This is a genomic window from Roseinatronobacter sp. S2 (assembly GCF_029581395.1).
Classification (GTDB): Bacteria; Pseudomonadota; Alphaproteobacteria; order Rhodobacterales; family Rhodobacteraceae; genus Roseinatronobacter.
Map to the genome: position 1 here is coordinate 91,227 of NZ_CP121116.1, position 17,257 is coordinate 108,483.

Annotated in this window: 17 protein-coding genes; 3 read left to right on the forward strand and 14 right to left on the reverse strand. The window is 58.1% G+C overall.

Going from position 1 to position 17,257, the window contains the following annotated elements:
* Positions 1-179: 179 nt before the first annotated feature.
* Both P8S53_RS20015 and P8S53_RS20020 read right to left on the reverse strand, forming a co-directional pair.
* Positions 180-2,006 (reverse strand): TRAP transporter fused permease subunit, encoded by a 1,827-nt coding sequence (locus P8S53_RS20015; RefSeq protein ID WP_277807299.1) that lies wholly within the window; start codon positions 2,004-2,006, stop codon positions 180-182.
* A gap of 142 nt (positions 2,007-2,148) precedes the next feature.
* Positions 2,149-3,117, reverse strand: coding sequence for a TAXI family TRAP transporter solute-binding subunit (locus P8S53_RS20020; protein ID WP_277807300.1), 969 nt, complete (start codon positions 3,115-3,117; stop codon positions 2,149-2,151).
* A gap of 489 nt (positions 3,118-3,606) precedes the next feature.
* On the opposite strand from P8S53_RS20020, the gene P8S53_RS20025 reads away from it, so the two are divergent.
* Positions 3,607-4,224 (forward strand): helix-turn-helix transcriptional regulator, encoded by a 618-nt coding sequence (locus tag P8S53_RS20025; protein ID WP_277807301.1) that lies wholly within the window; start codon positions 3,607-3,609, stop codon positions 4,222-4,224.
* A 43-nt stretch (positions 4,225-4,267) separates the two neighbouring features.
* Here the strand turns inward: P8S53_RS20025 and cpaB are convergent, their stop codons facing one another.
* The 12 genes from cpaB to P8S53_RS20080 all read right to left on the reverse strand — a co-directional run bounded on the left by cpaB (position 4,268) and on the right by P8S53_RS20080 (position 15,166).
* On the reverse strand, positions 4,268-4,960 hold the full coding sequence (cpaB, locus tag P8S53_RS20030; RefSeq protein ID WP_306417970.1) for a Flp pilus assembly protein CpaB: 693 nt from the start codon (positions 4,958-4,960) through the stop codon (positions 4,268-4,270).
* On the reverse strand, positions 4,942-5,103 hold the full coding sequence (locus P8S53_RS21375) for a hypothetical protein (protein ID WP_306417971.1): 162 nt from the start codon (positions 5,101-5,103) through the stop codon (positions 4,942-4,944). Before P8S53_RS21375 ends, cpaB begins: the two co-directional genes overlap by 19 nt.
* A gap of 76 nt (positions 5,104-5,179) precedes the next feature.
* Positions 5,180-6,889, reverse strand: coding sequence for a pilus assembly protein TadG-related protein (locus tag P8S53_RS20035; protein WP_277807302.1), 1,710 nt, complete (start codon positions 6,887-6,889; stop codon positions 5,180-5,182).
* A 43-nt stretch (positions 6,890-6,932) separates the two neighbouring features.
* Positions 6,933-7,370 carry a TadE/TadG family type IV pilus assembly protein gene (locus tag P8S53_RS20040; protein WP_277807303.1) on the reverse strand — a complete coding sequence of 146 codons (438 nt, stop codon included), beginning with the start codon at positions 7,368-7,370 and terminating at the stop codon, positions 6,933-6,935.
* A 3-nt stretch (positions 7,371-7,373) separates the two neighbouring features.
* On the reverse strand, positions 7,374-8,336 hold the full coding sequence (locus tag P8S53_RS20045) for a type II secretion system F family protein (protein ID WP_277807304.1): 963 nt from the start codon (positions 8,334-8,336) through the stop codon (positions 7,374-7,376).
* The gene (locus tag P8S53_RS20050) at positions 8,329-9,285 is read right to left on the reverse strand and encodes a type II secretion system F family protein (protein ID WP_277807305.1); all 957 of its coding nucleotides are present in this window, start codon (positions 9,283-9,285) and stop codon (positions 8,329-8,331) included. The genes P8S53_RS20045 and P8S53_RS20050 overlap by 8 nt, the downstream gene beginning before the upstream one ends.
* Before the next feature lie 3 nt (positions 9,286-9,288).
* Entirely contained in the window at positions 9,289-10,815 is a 1,527-nt protein-coding gene (locus P8S53_RS20055) for a CpaF family protein (protein WP_277807306.1), read from the reverse strand.
* Positions 10,812-11,993, reverse strand: coding sequence for a hypothetical protein (locus tag P8S53_RS20060; protein WP_277807307.1), 1,182 nt, complete (start codon positions 11,991-11,993; stop codon positions 10,812-10,814). Before P8S53_RS20060 ends, P8S53_RS20055 begins: the two co-directional genes overlap by 4 nt.
* A gap of 118 nt (positions 11,994-12,111) precedes the next feature.
* The gene (locus P8S53_RS20065; RefSeq protein WP_277807308.1) at positions 12,112-12,318 is read right to left on the reverse strand and encodes a Flp family type IVb pilin; all 207 of its coding nucleotides are present in this window, start codon (positions 12,316-12,318) and stop codon (positions 12,112-12,114) included.
* A 519-nt stretch (positions 12,319-12,837) separates the two neighbouring features.
* The gene (locus P8S53_RS20070; protein WP_277807309.1) at positions 12,838-14,010 is read right to left on the reverse strand and encodes an IS5 family transposase; all 1,173 of its coding nucleotides are present in this window, start codon (positions 14,008-14,010) and stop codon (positions 12,838-12,840) included.
* 190 nt (positions 14,011-14,200) lie between these two features.
* Positions 14,201-14,515 carry a hypothetical protein gene (locus P8S53_RS20075; RefSeq protein ID WP_277807310.1) on the reverse strand — a complete coding sequence of 105 codons (315 nt, stop codon included), beginning with the start codon at positions 14,513-14,515 and terminating at the stop codon, positions 14,201-14,203.
* 96 nt (positions 14,516-14,611) lie between these two features.
* The gene (locus P8S53_RS20080) at positions 14,612-15,166 is read right to left on the reverse strand and encodes a phasin family protein (protein ID WP_277807311.1); all 555 of its coding nucleotides are present in this window, start codon (positions 15,164-15,166) and stop codon (positions 14,612-14,614) included.
* Between the two features lie 198 nt (positions 15,167-15,364).
* On the opposite strand from P8S53_RS20080, the gene P8S53_RS20085 reads away from it, so the two are divergent.
* Both P8S53_RS20085 and P8S53_RS20090 read left to right on the forward strand, forming a co-directional pair.
* Positions 15,365-16,357, forward strand: a complete 993-nt coding sequence (locus tag P8S53_RS20085) for an ATP-binding cassette domain-containing protein (protein WP_277807312.1) — start codon at positions 15,365-15,367, stop codon at positions 16,355-16,357.
* A gap of 113 nt (positions 16,358-16,470) precedes the next feature.
* Positions 16,471-17,214 carry an ABC transporter permease gene (locus P8S53_RS20090; RefSeq protein ID WP_277807391.1) on the forward strand — a complete coding sequence of 248 codons (744 nt, stop codon included), beginning with the start codon at positions 16,471-16,473 and terminating at the stop codon, positions 17,212-17,214.
* Positions 17,215-17,257: the final 43 nt, after the last annotated feature.

The window sequence follows — 17,257 nt, forward strand, 5'->3', positions numbered from 1 at the left end:
TGTTTATCAACTCCATTCTGGCTGTATCCCCCTTGCAGGGCCAGATCATGGCAACTGGCCCGACCGCGTTGCCCAGCCGCGCATTGCGCGCAATCGCACATAAATGCGGTGACCCCGGATGACAGGCAGCCAATGTGCAGCGGCCGGACACCTTTGTCCGGTGTCCCGGACTTACATCCTCAGAGCAGGAAAATCACCGCCAGCCCCGCAGGCAAGGCGGGCAGTCGCAACAGCTCAAGCAGCGGCTGTCGGGCTGCGCCGATCACGGCAAAACTGATAAGCCATAACCCCAACGCGATCTGTGCCATTGCAGCCAGCGCCGCAAATGGCATGGTGGCAAGGTCCAGAATTTCGGGATTGGCGATAAAACCCAGCGGGATTATGAACAGGCCAACCCCCAAACGCATCGCATTTCCGGCAACCGGCAACCATGGCGTCTTTGCAATCGCAGCTGCAATGAAGACATTGCCGCAAACCGGCGGTGTGATGGTGCATAGCAGCGCATACCAGAATACGAACAGATGCGCCTGCAAATCCGGCAACCCCATGCCCACAAGCGCGGGCGCAGCCACCGCAGCGCAGATCACATAGGCCGCAGTCGTGGGCAATTCCATGCCAAGCACCAGCGCGGCCAAAGCCGTCAGCAGCAGGGCAATCCACAACCGCCCGTCGGATGCAGACAGGATCAAGGAGGTCAGCTTGACCCCCAGCCCGGTCATGTTGAACACGCCCACCACAATCCCCGCGCAAACGATGACGGCTGCGATGATCGCCACCTGTTGCGCGGCTGTGACCACAGCAACCAGGGTGCGGCGATACCAGCCCTGTAGCGAAACCGTGCCATCGGCGTCAAAGATCAGCGTCACCCAGGTCACGACGGTGGCAAACACGGCCGCATAGGCAAGCGTATAGCTGGTGAAAACAAGTGTCCCCACAAGGATCGAAAACGGCAGCAGGAAAAATGGCACGGACCGCGCCACCACCCCCCAGCCGGGCAGCGCATCTTTCGGCAACGCAGCCAGATTGGTGCGCAATGCGTAGACATGCACGCCGAACCACGCCGCCATGAAAAACAGGATCGCGGGCAGCAGTGCTGCAACCATAATCTCGGTGTAGGGAACGCGCACCAGTTCCGCCATCACGAAGATGCCTGCCCCCATCACTGGCGGCAGGATCTGCCCCCCGGTCGAGGCCACGGCTTCGGTCGCGGCGGCCAGTTGCGGCGGATAGCCCAGTCGTTTCATCGTCGGGATGGTGATCATCCCGGTCGAGGCCGTATTCGCCGCAGCCACCCCCGAAATTGATCCGTAAAAGGCCGATGACAGGATTGCCACCTTTGCCGCACCCGCGCGCGCGCGGCCCGCGATTTGTGTTGCAAACGACATGAACCCTGCACCCGCCTGCCCGGCCGAAATGAACCCACCCAGGATCACGAACATCGCGATTGTATCGACGGACGTGCCCGTCAGGGTGCCCCATAACCCGCCTTCGGTTATGGTCAGGGTGCCCAACAGATAATCGACCGGCATCCCGCCATGACCAAACTTTCCGGGGATGTAGGCGCCAAAAAACGCATAGGCCAGCACGATTGTCGCGACAGCGGGCAAAACGATCTTGATCGCGCGGCGCGCCATTTCCAGCACCACCACAATCAGCGCACCCGCCAAGGCAATCTGGACAGGGCCGTTAAGCGCGCCGTATTGTTGGATCAGATCGCGCCGGTTCAGCATGATCAGCACACAGACCGTCAGGCCAATGGCAAGAAACGCCCAGCCGGACCAATACGCGGCCCGCCCCTGCCGTGCTGCCGCGCCAATCACGAAGATCCACGGCAATGCCAGGGCCAGATGCGCCGGTCGGGTGATCAGGTTGGGAATAAGGCCTGCAAAAGCGTTCCACATGTGAAACCCGACCAGCGTCACTGCCAGCCCGATTGCGATTGCCCCGAAACGCTGGTCTTCCAGCTCGACCGATAGCCATTTCTCAAAAAACGACGCGTGTTTCATCGAGCCTCCGATGTCAGCTATCGAGGCAGCACCGACCGACCTCGCATTTGCGCAATAGTGGAAGGGCGCGCGCAATCACATGTGTCAGGCGCGCGCCCTTATCTTGTGTGTTATCTTCTAGCTTGGCAACACAGCCTCAGGCTCAGGGCATATCCACGCCACGTTCGGCATAAAATTCAACAATGCCTTCATGCAGTGGCGCGCCCAGTTGCGGGACAAGATCAGGTGTTACACCCGCCCACCAAGGGTTTGTGTCAGCCATACCTTCGCGCTGTTCCCAAAAGGCCGATACGATTGCCAGCGCGGTATCATCGTCCATATTGGTTGCATATGCGCCCACGGGCACGGCCATGGTCGCAATTTCGTCTTCTACCCCTGCATAGGTATTTGCGGCAACGGTCACCGCGCCCGCACCGGGGTTTGCGGCGATGATTGCATCGCGCTCTTCTTCAGTGAAGGACAGGATGCGCACGGGCAGTGTGGCGGCCAGTTCCTGCACCTGTGGCGTGGGATGGGCCGAGCATGTCGCATAGCCGTCAACCTGATTGTTGCGCAACGCCGCCGGTGCACCGGACAATTCCATTTCAGGGGCAGTGACACTGTCAGCGATGCCCAGCGTTTCGAAAATCGACGCGACCTGACCCTGACAGAATGTGCCCGTCCCGCCCGAGATAAAGCTGCGCCCGGCCAGATCAGCGGCGCTGTGAATGTCACTGTCGGCGCGAACCACCAAATGAATTGTGATAAACGGCATCGGGAAAAGTGTGCGGATGCTGTCGAAATCGCCCTGCTCGAACGGGGCTTCGCCTGCTTGCGCATCGGCAATCAGGTTCGGCGGGGTGGTAAACAAGAACGCACCGGGCCTGCGACCTGCTTCGGCAACGTTCTGGACGGACCCCTGACTTTCTTCGACCGTTGGCTGGATTGCGCCACCGGATTGCGCACTAAGCATTTCACCCAACTGAACCATCATCACATAATACGAACTGGTCGATGATGCTGATTTCAGCGTGACCCGCGTTTCTGCTGTGGCCATGGATGCCACGGTCAGGCCCGCGCCCAGTGTAATTGCGCCTAAACCCATGTATTTAGAAATTCTTGTAGTCAGCATTTAAATCTCCTCCCCCTTGAGTGTTGATGATGAAATGCATCAATCAGGCGTGCAAAAGAGCAGCTTTGCCCGTGTTTGACAAGTCCGGCCCCGCGCCTGAACGCGAATTTCGGGCGGTGCTGCATGAAGTTAGGAATTGACGCTACACGCTTTGGAAACCGGCAATCGCGACAGGGTGTCCGACCAGAAATTCCATGCCACCTTGCGACACGGGCTTGCCAGTCGTCGGAAACAAAAGGCCCGATACGCCAGTGCAATACTAACCCCGCAGCGCCGATAAATCCGTTGAAATTCGGGTTTGTCTCCTGGAAGAAACAGCCAAGTATATGCGGAACCCAGATGTTCAGGCCATATTTAATCACCCTATGGTTGAGGAAACCTGATGACATAGCGGGTTTTTGCTTAACTTTGAAGTCTGGTGGCGCTAAGCTGAAGCTTGTGACGTAACCAGTTGGAAGAGCCTAAAACAAAAAAACGAAGGGACATCACATGGGTCGCACGAATTCAGTTTTCATCGGGATAGCGCTTATATTACTTGTTGCATTCGGGAAAACGGCGCTCGTATCAACCTTCTTCCTTGATGAACTTACGCGGACAGGGCCGGTGTTGTTATTGCTATACCTGATATTTACTCTCCTTACGGGTTTGGCAATCTTCGTCATATATCGGTTTTTCGGGCATCTGGTCACGTTACCACATGATTCTAAATCTTTTTCTACGCCTCTGCATGAACCGGGGAAAGAAAACGTTGTTGAAATGCACGCCCGCGACTGGGGGCGGTCAAAGGCAGAAACCGACGTTGCAATTCTTGTCGTCAAAGGGTTTTCGAATGCGGAAATCGCAAAGATGCGCGGCAGTGTTCTGTCGACAGTAAAATCGCAACTCGGTTCTATTTATCAAAAATCCGGTCTGGAAAACAGATATCAACTTATCGCTTTCGTAACGGATGAAGTTTGTGACGCAGCGAAAGCCACACAAAGCAACCAGAACGCGAAACACCAGCGCGCCTTGCTCAAGGTGCTTTCCACACCTGACCCGGAAGAAAACGCAGCGAATGTTGCAGTAGGTCCAAGCAGCGCTGCAATGCCCAAGAAGGCAATAAAATAGATTTGTTGCGCAGATTAACGCAATCAATATGACACCCCCGGCCCTACTGCGTGCAGGGGACTTCCAGCACGACAACCTCGGCGCCGCGCCGGTGGCGCACCAGACATGCGGCGTTGGGTTCTGCCGTTTCCGCAACTTGTTCGCGCGGGCCAAGCAAGGAATCCATCGACACTTCGACTGTTTCGGTCACGGTGTTTTCATCCTCATTCAACCCCACCAAAGCTAGGGTAAGCGACCCTGCGGATTGCGCCTGCGTCAGGGCTGCAATGTCCTGCGGCTTTGCGGCTATGGTGATTGTGCGCGCGATGATCGGGTTGCTTGTTGCCTCGTTGGAAATCTGGTCAATTGCGATGATCTTTACATTTGACCGGATCAGCCGTGTAACGCTGGTGCCATTGCGCCCGGCTCCGGTCCAATAGACATCGACACGGTCACCGGGGCGCAGAAAACCGGACACACCTGCGACCACATCAACACGCAATGTGAACGCGCGCGTGCCTGCAACAAGGCGCGACGCGACGCCTGCATCTTCACCGGGCGCGCTGACTTTCGCCTGCAACAGCGGCTCGTCGCGTTCCATCGTGCGCAAAATCGTGCGCAGCTGGTCTTCATCTGACGGGAAAATGTCATCACGTTTGCGAAACGCGCCCGCGGGCACATTCCCTTCCGGCCACCGGATCAGGCGCACATCTTCCGGCCGCAAGCGTTCACCGTAATTCAACTGGCGCGTGACCACAAATATTTCCGTGGTCGGCAGGATTTGCTGCTGCTGTTCGGCCAGTCGCGTCTGATACTGATGATACGGTCATGGATCGTCTTGGCGGCCACACCGGCCAGACCAATCCCCAACAGCAACACCAGCGCAAGAAGCACTCTCATATAATGGTTCCTCCCTTGGGTGGGTCAGAAAATCGCGGCGCAGGCGTGTCGCCCGATATGGGTGCGCAGGCCATGGTCATTGAACAAGCCTTGGCGCGCCGCAGGTGGTGTCCACAAGTTCCAGATCCGCGGTGCCCACCTGAACACCTGCCGCATCCAGCGTGACCTCTAGTGCGGCGTCGACAATGCCCGCAACGCCTGCAAGCAGACCCGTCTGAAGCAGGCCAACTACAGGATTTAGCAGCGGCTCCAACAAAGCACCCACAAGGCTTTCATGTTCTGGTTTAACGCGAATTGACAGTCCGCCATTGCCAAGCAAACTACTGATCGCGCCGGATAATAGCGCTTTTGAAGAGATGCTCTGGGGATAATCCATACTTTTCTGCGTGAAGGTGACTGTGCCGGTATCGCTGGTCCCCACAATGGCACCTCCTTTCGCCTGAAGCGTCAGTTTTATGTCTGGGAGCAGGAGAACCTTCAGGGAAATATCCAGCAAGTCCGCATAGTCCAAATCCGCAGGTGTAAGTTTTGGGCCTGAAATAAATCGTTCCTCGCTGAACTGTCCAAGAAACAGTTCGGCAACATGCGGGCCGCTTGCCCCGTCCAGCGGGTTCGCCCCTGTGTCAAAAGCGGCGACAACAGCATTAGGGTGGTCGGGGCGGCAGTTTACATAGGTCAGTTCAGCTTCTGCATTCGCGACTTCCAGATAAAGCGGCAAGCGCAGTGAAAGTGCTTCTACCCCGATGCCAAGTGATCCCAATAGGTTCGGATTTAATTCCAGCTCTGTACGAAGACGGGTCTGCGCAGTGTGCAGTTTCGCGCCCGGTTCACCGACGGACACCCAGCCCGAATTCTGTGCGCGTTCCTGCACCAATAGTTCTGCATCAAGGTCCAATAACCCCTCGATGTTCACATCGACATCAAGATCAATCGCGCGGCTTGCAGAAATGACATCCAGCGTCGCGGCCAGAATATCCAAGGCGGATAGTTCTGTTTCTTTCAGAATTCTGACCAGAAAATCATCACTCTTCAATCCAAGTGGCTGGCCAAACACAGATACAATGCGCGCCAGTTCCACATATTGCGGGGTGGATTCAACCGCAAGCTGGTCAAGGAATTCGGCGGCCTGCCCTGTTTGCGTTCTGGCCAGACTGGCAAGAATTTCCGGCAAGCCGATTTGCAGTGCAAGCAGGTCGACATAATTGCCGGCCTCGAACCCGATTTCGGTGGTCAGTTCATCCAGAAATGCCAGAAGTGTGACCCTGCCGTCCAAAAGCGCTTCATGATCCAGCGCCGTCAAGGTGATGTTCGCGCCAGTCAACTGTTGTATGACGCCCCCTTCCAGACGCGCCAGACCAGACCCCAGCGTGAAACTGGCACCGCTGGGCTGCATTGCCGTTGCGGTCGCGCTTAGCTCGATTGAATTTTGGTTCAGAAACATCTGCGCAAACGTAAGCGGCGTGGCATTGCTTACATCAAGCTGGACTGCATTCACCCCGTAATTGCCGGATGGCAATTCGGTGAAGCGCGATTCAGGCGCAATGTCGGGGTTCAGCATATAGCGCCCGTATCGAAGCGCTTTCAACGCGTCGGGCGTGGCCGCGTTACGTTCTAACATGGTGCCCGCGCGGGCTGGCGCATTGGTCAGGTCAACGACCGCGCCCATGGCGGCCAGATCGGCCTGCGCTTGCAGGCGGTTCTGGTCGCGGTAAATCTGGCCCAGATCAACGCCAAACGCCACGAACCCGAACAAGACCGTCAACAGCAACGCCACGATGATTGCCACGGCGCCATCCTCGCTGCGGGTAAACCTGCGAAGGGTTGGGGGCTTAATAGGCAAGATAGGCCCTCCCCACGATTTCAGATATACCCAACCCGAAAAGACTGTTGGCCAGTTCAAGCAGCGACCCGTCAACCGCGTAGATGACCGTCACCTGCACATCGGCCAGCGCGCCGTCGGTCACGTCAACAGTCCAACTGATCGCATCCTGACGCAGCAGCGGGTAACGTAGCTTCGCGTTTATGATATAATCCTTCGCAAGCTCTTCGCGTTCATCGTCTTCCAGCCCCTTCACCGAAACGCGGGCCGCTTCGGCAGCAAGCTGCTGGACGGAATGCGACACGCCGAACAGATATCCAAAGCTGATGGTTCCGAACACCAATGCAATCAGCAGCGGCGCAATCAGGGCAAATTCGACCGCGACAGCACCTTTCTCACCTGCGCGAAATAATTGGATGGGCTGCCTTATTTTGCCTTGCGGGGTCATGCGTCACATCCCCCCGATGATGTTATCAAGCACGCGGATGACGGCGGGGCCAACAAGCACGACAAACACTGCGGGCATAATCAGGAACACAAGCGGGATCGTCATAAGAACAGGCAATCGCGCGGCCTTTTCTTCGACCCGGAACAGGCGGTCGGCGCGCTGTTCGCGCACCAGCGTTCTGATTGCGGTGCTGAATGGCGTTCCATGGCGTTCGGCTTGTAATATTGTTTGCGTGAACTGCCCTATTTCAACAAGGGGCACGCGGATCGCAAGATCATCAAACACTTTCTTGCGGTCATTATTCACCTTCAATTCATTCAGAACGCGGCTTAATTCCGTCGCAAGTTCGCGGTGCAGCGCCTTCAATTCCCGCGCGACACGTTCCAGCGATGGCTGCGCACCCAACCCCGCCTCGGAGGCAATGACAAACAGTTCCAGCATATCCGGCAAGCCATCGCGAATGGCCGCAAGCCGCCGGTTCCGGCGCAGGCCAATCAGAACGTCTGTCGCCTTGGACAGGAAGAGCCCGAACCCCGCAACCAATGCCACCTGAAAAACAAGGCTGGTTCCCGCAGACGGGAAAAGCGCAATCCAGATCAAACCGGCAATACAACACAACCCCGGCACGATGGTCTTGACGAATGCATAGATAACCACTGCGTCACGCCCGTCGAATCCGGCCGATGCCAGAAACGCGCCGCTGCGGCGCGCCTCTCCACCGCTCATGATTGTCAGGCGCTCCCCTATACTGGCGGCAATACCGCGCAAGGCCCCTATGGCACCGGTTGCCAGGGATGGGCTGATGCTGCGGGGCCTGCGCGTATTTTCACGCCCGATTGCGCGCGCAATACGCTTGTCGTGCTGCGCACCAGCGGTCGTTGCAGATATCAGCGCGCCAATGGCAAACACGATGACACCCAAGGCAACCGCTGCCAGAACAAAGGGATAGATGTCCGCATCAAACATCAAGCCGCCCCATCCTGAACAGAACAAGCATGCCCGCTGCCAGACTGGCCAATCCCAGCCCCGTCATTGCGCGGCCACGCGCATCCTGAACCAGCGGCAGCAGATAATCGGCGTTTATGGCAAACAGCACCGCCGCAATCGCAAAGGGCAGCGCACCAAGGATCATGGCCGACGCACGCGCTTCTGCGGACAGGGCGCGTATCTTCTTCTTTAGCTTCAGGCGCTCGCGCAACTGCTCGGCCAGGTGTTCGATTGTTTCGACAAGGTTGCCGCCCGTCTCGGACTGAAGATGCGTGGCAACACTGAAAAACCGCACCTCTGGAACGTCGACACGGTCGGCAAGTCTGCGCAGGGTTTCGTTCAGGCTATGGCCAAGGGCCAGCATATCGCGGCATTTTTCCATCTCCAGCTTCAGCGGCGCTTGCGTGTTCTGGACAACGACATCCAGCGCATCTGACACTGGCCGCCCCGCCCGAAGGGCGCGCGCAAATGTATCAAGCGCTGTCGGCATTTGTGCAGCAAAGGCACTTGCGCGCCTGGCAGTCGAAATGCACAGAATTGACCAGCCCGCCATGCTGGATGCAACCAAACCGGCAACGATGCCAGCCATGGGCGGCATCAGCATGATGAAATGCGCGAATGCGGCACTACCGATTGCCCCGACAAGGATTAACCCCAGAAAATCACCACTGCGAAGCGCGATGCCCGCCTTTTGAAGCGCGGCATCCAGCGCCAGCCCGCGCCAGCCGAACCGCGCCGTTCTGCGTGCCCTTTCGCCCCGTGTCGCACCCTTGGTGCTTGCGAATGCGGCAACAGCCTGACTGTCCAATGCGCGGCTGATGCGGATTGCCCGCCCTTGCCGCTTCCGGTCCAGCGATATGATTGCCAGCAATCCAAATGACGTAAGCGTCAGCAAAATTCCCAGAAAGAGCAGCAGCGTCATCACCATCCGTCAACTCCTCAGAACATCATCAAGCGCTTTTGACAGCCCGAATTCGGCAGCGCGTGATGCGGCCATGGGACGATATCCTGTGCTGTGAAATTCGCCCGAAACGGTATTTCGCCCGCTCTCGTGGCCTATCCTGAAGGTAAAGATATCTTGCAGCGTAATCACGCCGCCATCCATGCCGGTGACTTCGGAAACCGATGTGACGCGGCGCGTTCCGTCGCGCATTCTTGCTACCTGAATAATCAGGTTCACTGCATCCGCCAACTGGCGGCGAATGGCATCGGGGGAATGGTTGTAATTGGCCAGCGCGCATATCCCTTCAATCCGCGTCAATGCCTCTCTGGGGGAGTTTGCGTGCAGCGTGCTCATGGACCCGTCATGGCCGGTGTTCATGGCCTGCAACAGGTCAAGGGCTTCCTCGCCCCTGATTTCGCCGATTATTATGCGATCAGGACGCATGCGCAGGGCATTGCGCAACAAGGTGCGCATGGTGATCTCGCCGCGCCCTTCGATGCTGGGGGGGCGCGTTTCAAACCGGACCACATGGCCCTGTTGCAGCTGCAATTCTGCCGCATCTTCCAGCGTGACAATGCGTTCGCCACGCGGGATGCATTCGGACATGGCGTTCAGAAGCGTTGTCTTGCCTGAACCGGTGCCGCCGGACACAAGTATATTCAGCCGCATTTCCGCCGCCAGCGCCAGAAAAGCGGCCATCTTGCGCGTCAACGCGCCCTTTTCGACAAGGGTTCGCAGACGCATGGGCTGCGCAGGGAATTTGCGGATTGTAATGGCGGGGCCGTCAATCGCCAGCGGCGGGATGACAATATTGACGCGGCTGCCGTCTTTTAATCTGGCATCAACAAGCGGTTGGCTTTCGTCAATGCGCCGTCCCACCTCTGACACGATGCGTGATGCAAGGTTCAGGACATGAGTATCATCGCGAAAGGAAATGTCGGCTTTTTCAATCTTGCCATCGCGCTCCAGATAGATACGGTCGGCACCATTCACCATGATGTCCGTCACCGTCTCGTCATCCAGCAGCGGTTGCAACGGCCCGTAGCCCATCATTTCGTTAATGACAGCCTGCGCCAGCGCTTCAAGCTCTTCGGCATTGATCTGCACGCGGCGTTCCCGGACGCAGCTGCGCACCAGTCCATTAATCTCGGCCGATTTGTCGGTGTCACTCATGGCGCTGAATGCCGCAAAGTCGATATTGGCCGACACCTCGTCCATGATTTCGGCACTTTGCCGAAGAAACTGCGCCTTCTGGTAGGCCGCCCCCGCGCCCGACGGCGTGCAATCAACCTGCGTGACGACATGGCCATCATGCGACAGACGGCGCAGTGCAGATGTCAAAATCAGCCGTTGTTCTGCAATGGACACCGGCGCATCTGTTTGCTGGACAAAACTGGAAATAGCGTCATTCAGGTGATGCACTGACACCGGTTCGGAATGGTTTTCGGATTGAACCTTTTCCAGCACCCACGCCACAGGGGACCGTGCATCTTCTGAATCTGCGCCAGCGGTCATGTCATGACCTTCTGAAATGCTGATCGCCAGAACCCCCGCTTTTGGGGCCGGTGTTCTGCGGACAGATCACGCCACAGCGACCGGACATTTGCGCTGTAGTTCGACCCGCGCTTGACACAGACAACAGGCGCGCCCGCTTGCTGCGCCTTGATCATGGCATGTTCGCACAAAGGAAGTGTGCCGTGAAATTCCTGCCCGATGGCCAGTGCAATTTGCTTCTTGCGCAGCGCGGCGCCACCCCGCAGGTCGGACAGCACAGGGGCCACTTTCAGCGTGCGGTTCTCGCTCAGGCAGCCCTGCACAATGCGCGCATAGGCGTTGATGCTTGCGTATCCGGGTGCCAGAACGGGAACAAGCGCGTTCAGGTATTGCGCGATCTCGGGCTGGCGCAGCAACAGGGCGCGGGGCAGGTCGACCACCATAATGTCGAACATGGGCGACAGGTTATTCAGCAGCGGGCCAATGCCGGTTTCCAGTTCCATCGCATCCTGACCGTTGCGCGCCTGATGGGAATACAAAAACAGCCCGTCCCTGATTTCCAGCATGGATGCATCCGCGAATGTCTTGTCCACGCGCTTGGGGGCGGCCAATGCCTCCAGCAGGCCGGTTGTCGGGTCCTGGTTCAGGTCATGCGCCATTGACCCGAACCACAGGTCGAAATCAAACAGCCCGACGCGCTGCGCAATCGGGTCAAGCTTGGCCACATAGGCCAGATTTTCGACCAGACTGCTTGCGCCGACCCCGCCGCTGCACCCGACAACGCCAATCGCCAAAGCGCGCTTAACCGGCTGGTCGGCATTCGCAACCTTCTGCGTCAGAGAGGCAAGCACATCCGTTCCCCGCACCGGAAAGGGCAGGTATTCCAGCGCGCCCACAGACCGCAAGGCGCGATAGGTGCAAATACTGTCATGCTGGCCCACCACAACCAGCCGCGTGCCCGAGCGCACAATTTCTGTCACGCTTTCGCAGGCTTGCGGCAGGCTTTCATTGCCAATCTCCGCGATCATATGCTGCGCAAGCGGCCGGTCCGCCACCAGCCGCGCCGCCCCCGCAAGCCCGCCGCCGTGGATATTGTCTTCATTCCAACCCGCAAGGCGCGCGGTATCGTGCGCAATATCCTTGGCCTGTTTTGAAAAGACATATGCCGCGAAACCTGGATGGGATTGTGAAGGGGGCATGGCTTTTTACTTTCTTTTCTGTTAAAAAAGGAAGGTTTTATTGCGTTCCGCGGTTGGGGATTTTACCCCAACCGCACGGTTATTCTGCAATTAGATGGGAGGTTCAGAAAGCCACCAATTAGCAATCTGTCGGGTCCGCCGAAGCTGCGCATTCAAGCTCATCATTTACTGTCTCAAAGGCCGTGTTCACAGACCCTCCAAGCGTAGCAACCGCAGCAACAATCACAGCGCTAACCAAAGCCGCAAAAAGTCCATATTCGATTGCGGTTGCGCCATCTTCCTTTTTCAGGAAATTTTTAAAACGCTGCGTCATGTATTTTGTCATTTCAACTCTCTCCAACTTCCGGGGTATAAGGATCAGCCTTTCGTGCCGATACCATTGACAAAGCCCACGTCAGTCGATCTATGCAAGAATTAATGATTTATTCAAAATACCTATAATACCAAAGAATTATAACTTTGCCCCTTTGGTACTATGCCAGTTTTCAAAAGTATTATGCATCCAACCCGAATCTTTTGCATAAATCCATTGGGGGATTCATATGGGGATTCCAGTATCATGGCTGAAAGGTATAAGCAGACTGTCCGCCTGCAAGGTCAGGAATTGACCCCGCTTTAACGAAGCGCTTACGCGTCACTGATGGGGCATCCGCGCCTGAATGCAACGCAATCCCGCGCCTCAGCGCGCCATCGTGGACCGCTATGATCGACGCAGACAATTGCCCCTAACAGGGCGCTGAAATAGTCCCTGAGCCGGAAGGCTGTCCCTTCATCAGGGCTGGGTCGGGGGATTGCGATGTCTGTCGGCGCGTTCGACATACGCGCCAGGTGCGGTTCTTCCGCGTCACACAGCCAGCAACCGGGGCAGTCTTGCGAGGTTGTTGGCGGCCATTGTCAGGATGAACCGCGACCGGACGCGATCGACGCCGCGATACATGGTCTGTGCCATGCCGCCGACGGTTTTCGCCCAGCCGAACGCCTCTTCAATTTTCTTTCGGTGCTTCTGGGACAGGGCGTAACCGGCATGTCGGGTGGTTCGGCCATCGATTGCTGAATATCTCGTTTTCTGGGCGATATGGGGCGTGACGCAGGCTTTGCGCAGGTCGGCAACGAACCCACCCGCGTCATACCCCTTGTCGGCCCCCAGCGTCATCTGCCGGGTCGATCCAGGGGAATGGCGATGAACCATGTCCAGGGCGGCCGTACGTTCGGCATGGCCGTCAGCCTGGGTCAGGTCGCCTTGCACGATCAGCCCACTCCGGTTCTCCATCAGCGCATGCCCGATGAAGCAAAGCATCGCCCCGGTGCCCGGGGACTTCTTGTAAAGGCGCGCGTCCGGGTCGGTGGTCGAGGCGTGGGTGGCATTGGACCGTTTCTCGCCCTTGAAATCGACTTCGGCATTGCGGTGGGGTTTGGTGGTGCGGGGCATCGGGTCGGTCTCGGTTGGGGTCTCGGAAGGCGCGGGCTCAAGCGTGGCATCTGGGGCGAGTGGATCGCATGGCCCGTCATCGTCAGGCGGGGTGGTCTCTGCCTTCGGCTGGAAGCTCTTCATCGACGCCCAAGCCTTCACCAGCGTGCCATCGACCGAGAAGTGGTCGTCCGACAGAAGCGGCGCGACCTCGCGATGGGCCAGAATCGCCGCCATCACCTTGCGCGACATCTGCGTGCTCAGCAGCCGGTCGCGGTTCTTCGTGAAGACGGTCGGGACCCAGACGGGATCATCGATACCCAGCCCGACAAACCAGCGGAACATCAGGTTGTAATTCATCTGCTCCATCAACTGACGCTCGGATCGGACCGAGAACAGGAGTTGCAGCAGGCTGGCCCGGATCAGCCGTTCCGGCGGGATCGAAGGGCGGCCGAAATCGGTGTAAAGCGCCTCGAACTCGGCATCGAGACTGGCGAGCGCGTCATTCACCACCTGACGGATCTTGCGCAAAGGGTGCCGCACCGGAATGCGCTCCTCCAGATCAACATAGCTGAACAGCGACCCGCTCGTCCCGTCCGTCCCGCGCATCGTCACCCCCGCCGTTACAGTGCAAAGAGTGAATCATGTTCTCAAACCGCTGTCGAGACAGGACTATTTCAGCGGCCTGCTAAGTCACGTTGCGCGCGACCATTCCACCGCTGCGGGTGGAATTAACCGGAAGGTCCGCACCCTATGACATCAGCATATAACAAGGGCATCATGCCCCTTCTGGCAAGGGTCAGTCGAAGCCGCGCAGATCACGGATATTTGCCGCCGTGCGGGTGCCGTAGGGTTCCAGCGCTGCAATAGCAACTTCGACGGGATCATGGCCGCTGACCAGTGCGGTGGTTGCCTCTCCCGCAGATTCAGCAAAGGTCGTGGCCTTTTCCATCAACATGGATACCGCATCCGGGGCGCCGATTGATCCATGCGCGAACATCATTGACCTGCGCAAGAATACTTCGCCTGCGGCCATCGCCATTGTCTGATATGCCGTCGCGAACTGCATCGCCGGTCGCATGCCGTCTTCACCATCGTCAATCTTGAACATCATTTCAATCCTTGCTTGCAAAGACGCGACAGGGCCTACAGCGTTTCAGTATTTTGTTGAATCACCGGAAACGCTGTAGGCCCTTTTGCCTGTGCTGGCTTAACGGGCGGTGATCTTCATATCTTCGGTCATTGCCGCGACGCGTGCTTCGATCGGCGCGGACACTTCCTTTGCGGCATTGGTATACATTTCACCTATGGCTGTGGCCTGCTGCATCCAGCCATCAAAAGCATGTTGCGCGAAGGACATCTGTTTTTCGACCAGTTCGGCCACCGATTTGACACTGGACAGGTCCTGAACGGCAGCAATGCTGTCTTCCTGGGCCTTTTGGGTATAGGCCGCAACTTCACTGCTGAAATTCTCAAGGGCTTTTGCAGAAATCTCGGACGCTTTGGAGAATGCATCGAAATTCTGCTGGCCGAAGGAACTTAGCCCCTGCATGCGTTCTGACACGTCCTCGATGCTTGCGCCCAAGGTTTTCTGCGCCTCCAGTGTCATGCTGGCAACCTGTGCGCTGGCGTCCTGAACCCCTGCAACAGTGCGTTCGGCCAGTGCGTTGCTGGTATCCGCCGCAGTGTTTGCCACGGTTGCGGTGTCATTGACGGCGCTTGACGCGCGTGCTGCTTCTGTGCGGGGTGTTGATTGCCTGGTCATTGAAATGCTCCATTGGGTTTGGCTTCGTTCCCCATACACTTGGGGACGATGCTGCACTGCAGCAAGGGGTGTGGCGCAATTAAACAAATGAACTTCGGCGGTGGCCTGCCGCACACAAACCGCCGGGGTGTTCATGCGGGCAGGCTTGGTTTATATGCTGACGCGAAATACAAATCCCAAACACACCGGACACAGACAGTGACGAACGACACCACACACCTTGCGATTCACGCGCGCGGGCTTGTCCGCCGCTTTGGCGATCTGACTGCTGTGGCGGGGATTGACCTTGACGTGCGGCGCGGCATGATCTTTGCCGTGCTGGGACCGAATGGCGCAGGCAAGACCACGCTGTTGCGGATGCTGGCCACATTGACCGCGCCCGACGCGGGCACCGCAACCGTGATGGGCCATGACATTACGGCCGCGCCGCAAAAGGTGCGCGCCTCGATTGCCATGACGGGCCAGTTCGCCTCGCTGGACGAAGATCTGACAGGGCGCGACAACATGATGATGCTGGCGCGGCTGTGGGGGTTTCGCGGTGGTGCGGCGCGGGCGCGCGCCGACCAGTTGCTGGCCGCGTTCGAATTGTCGGCCGCAGCCCGCAAGCAGGTCAAGAATTATTCGGGTGGCATGCGGCGCAGGCTGGACATTGCCGCGTCCCTTATTGTGACGCCGGGGGTGCTGTTTCTGGATGAACCGACCACGGGGCTGGACCCGTCAGCGCGGCAGGGCGTGTGGCAGTTGATCCGGCAACTGGCCGATTCCGGCGTGACAATTCTGCTGACCACCCAATACCTTGAAGAAGCCGACCAACTGGCCGAACGGATTGCCGTGATCGACCATGGCCGCAAGATTGCCGAAGGCACCAGCCGCGAATTGAAGGCCGCGACAGGGTCGGGTGTGCTGCATGTCTCGCTGGTGGATCAGACCCAACTGGATGCCGCTGCTGACCTGTTGGCAAACCGTCTGGGGGCCGTGGTTCAGCGCAGCCCTGAAGGGGCCGAGTTGTCCATCCTGGCGGGCACTGCCGCAGATGCCAACGCAGCGCTTACAGCCCTTATCGCAGACGGGTTCACCGTGGCCGATTTCCGCATGGGCGCGCCCAGCCTTGATGAGGTGTTCTTCGCACTGACGGGCAAGGCCGACACATCCACCACCACGCAAAGCCCGCTTGAGAAGGCAGCGCCATGACCGATATTACCGCAACCCCCGCCGAACCCCTGCGCGACAGCCGCGCGCCCGTGGGCGGCGCGCCCGGCATAGCCGCCTTGCAACATGTCGCCCCGCCTGCGCCACCGGGGCCAATGTCGAACGCGCTGGTGTTTGGCTGGCGCGCAATCCTGAAATTCCGGCATGTTCCCGAACAACTGTTCGATCTGGTCATGACACCGATCATGTTCACCTTGCTGTTTACATTTGTGTTCGGGGGGGCGCTGGCGGGGTCGCCGGGGGATTATCTGCAATTCTTCCTGCCCGGCATTCTTGTGCAAACGGTCGTGTTCAATTCGGTCTATTCGGGGATGGGGTTGTCCACGGATTTCCAGAAGGGGCTGTTTGACCGCTTCCGCACCTTGCCAATCTGGTCGCTGGCCCCCTTTGCGGGGTTGATGGTGGGCGATATGCTGCGCCACCTGATCGCGGGCGCGATTATTCTGGGGATCGGGCTGATCCTTGGCTACCGGCCTGAAGCGGGGCTGGTTGGCACAGTGCTGGCATTTGCGATGCTGCTGTCAATCGGGTTCGGCATGGGCTGGGTGTTTATTGTGCTGGGGCTGCTGGTGCGCACGCCGATGACAGTCATGACGCTTGGGTTTACGATCCTGTTTCCGATTACCTTCGCGTCGAATATCATGGTTGACCCCGCCACTATGCCCGACTGGCTGCGTAGTTTTGTCGATGTGAACCCCGTGTCACTGATGGCAACGGCGCTGCGCGGGTTGATGTCGGGCACTGCAACCCTGACGCAGATCGGGCTGGCATTGATTGCGCCTGTGGTGCTGACACTGACACTGGCACCGCTGGTCTTGTGGCTTTACCGGCGCAGATAGAATGCCAAGACCCGCCATGTAGGCGGGTCTGGCATTTTCGGGC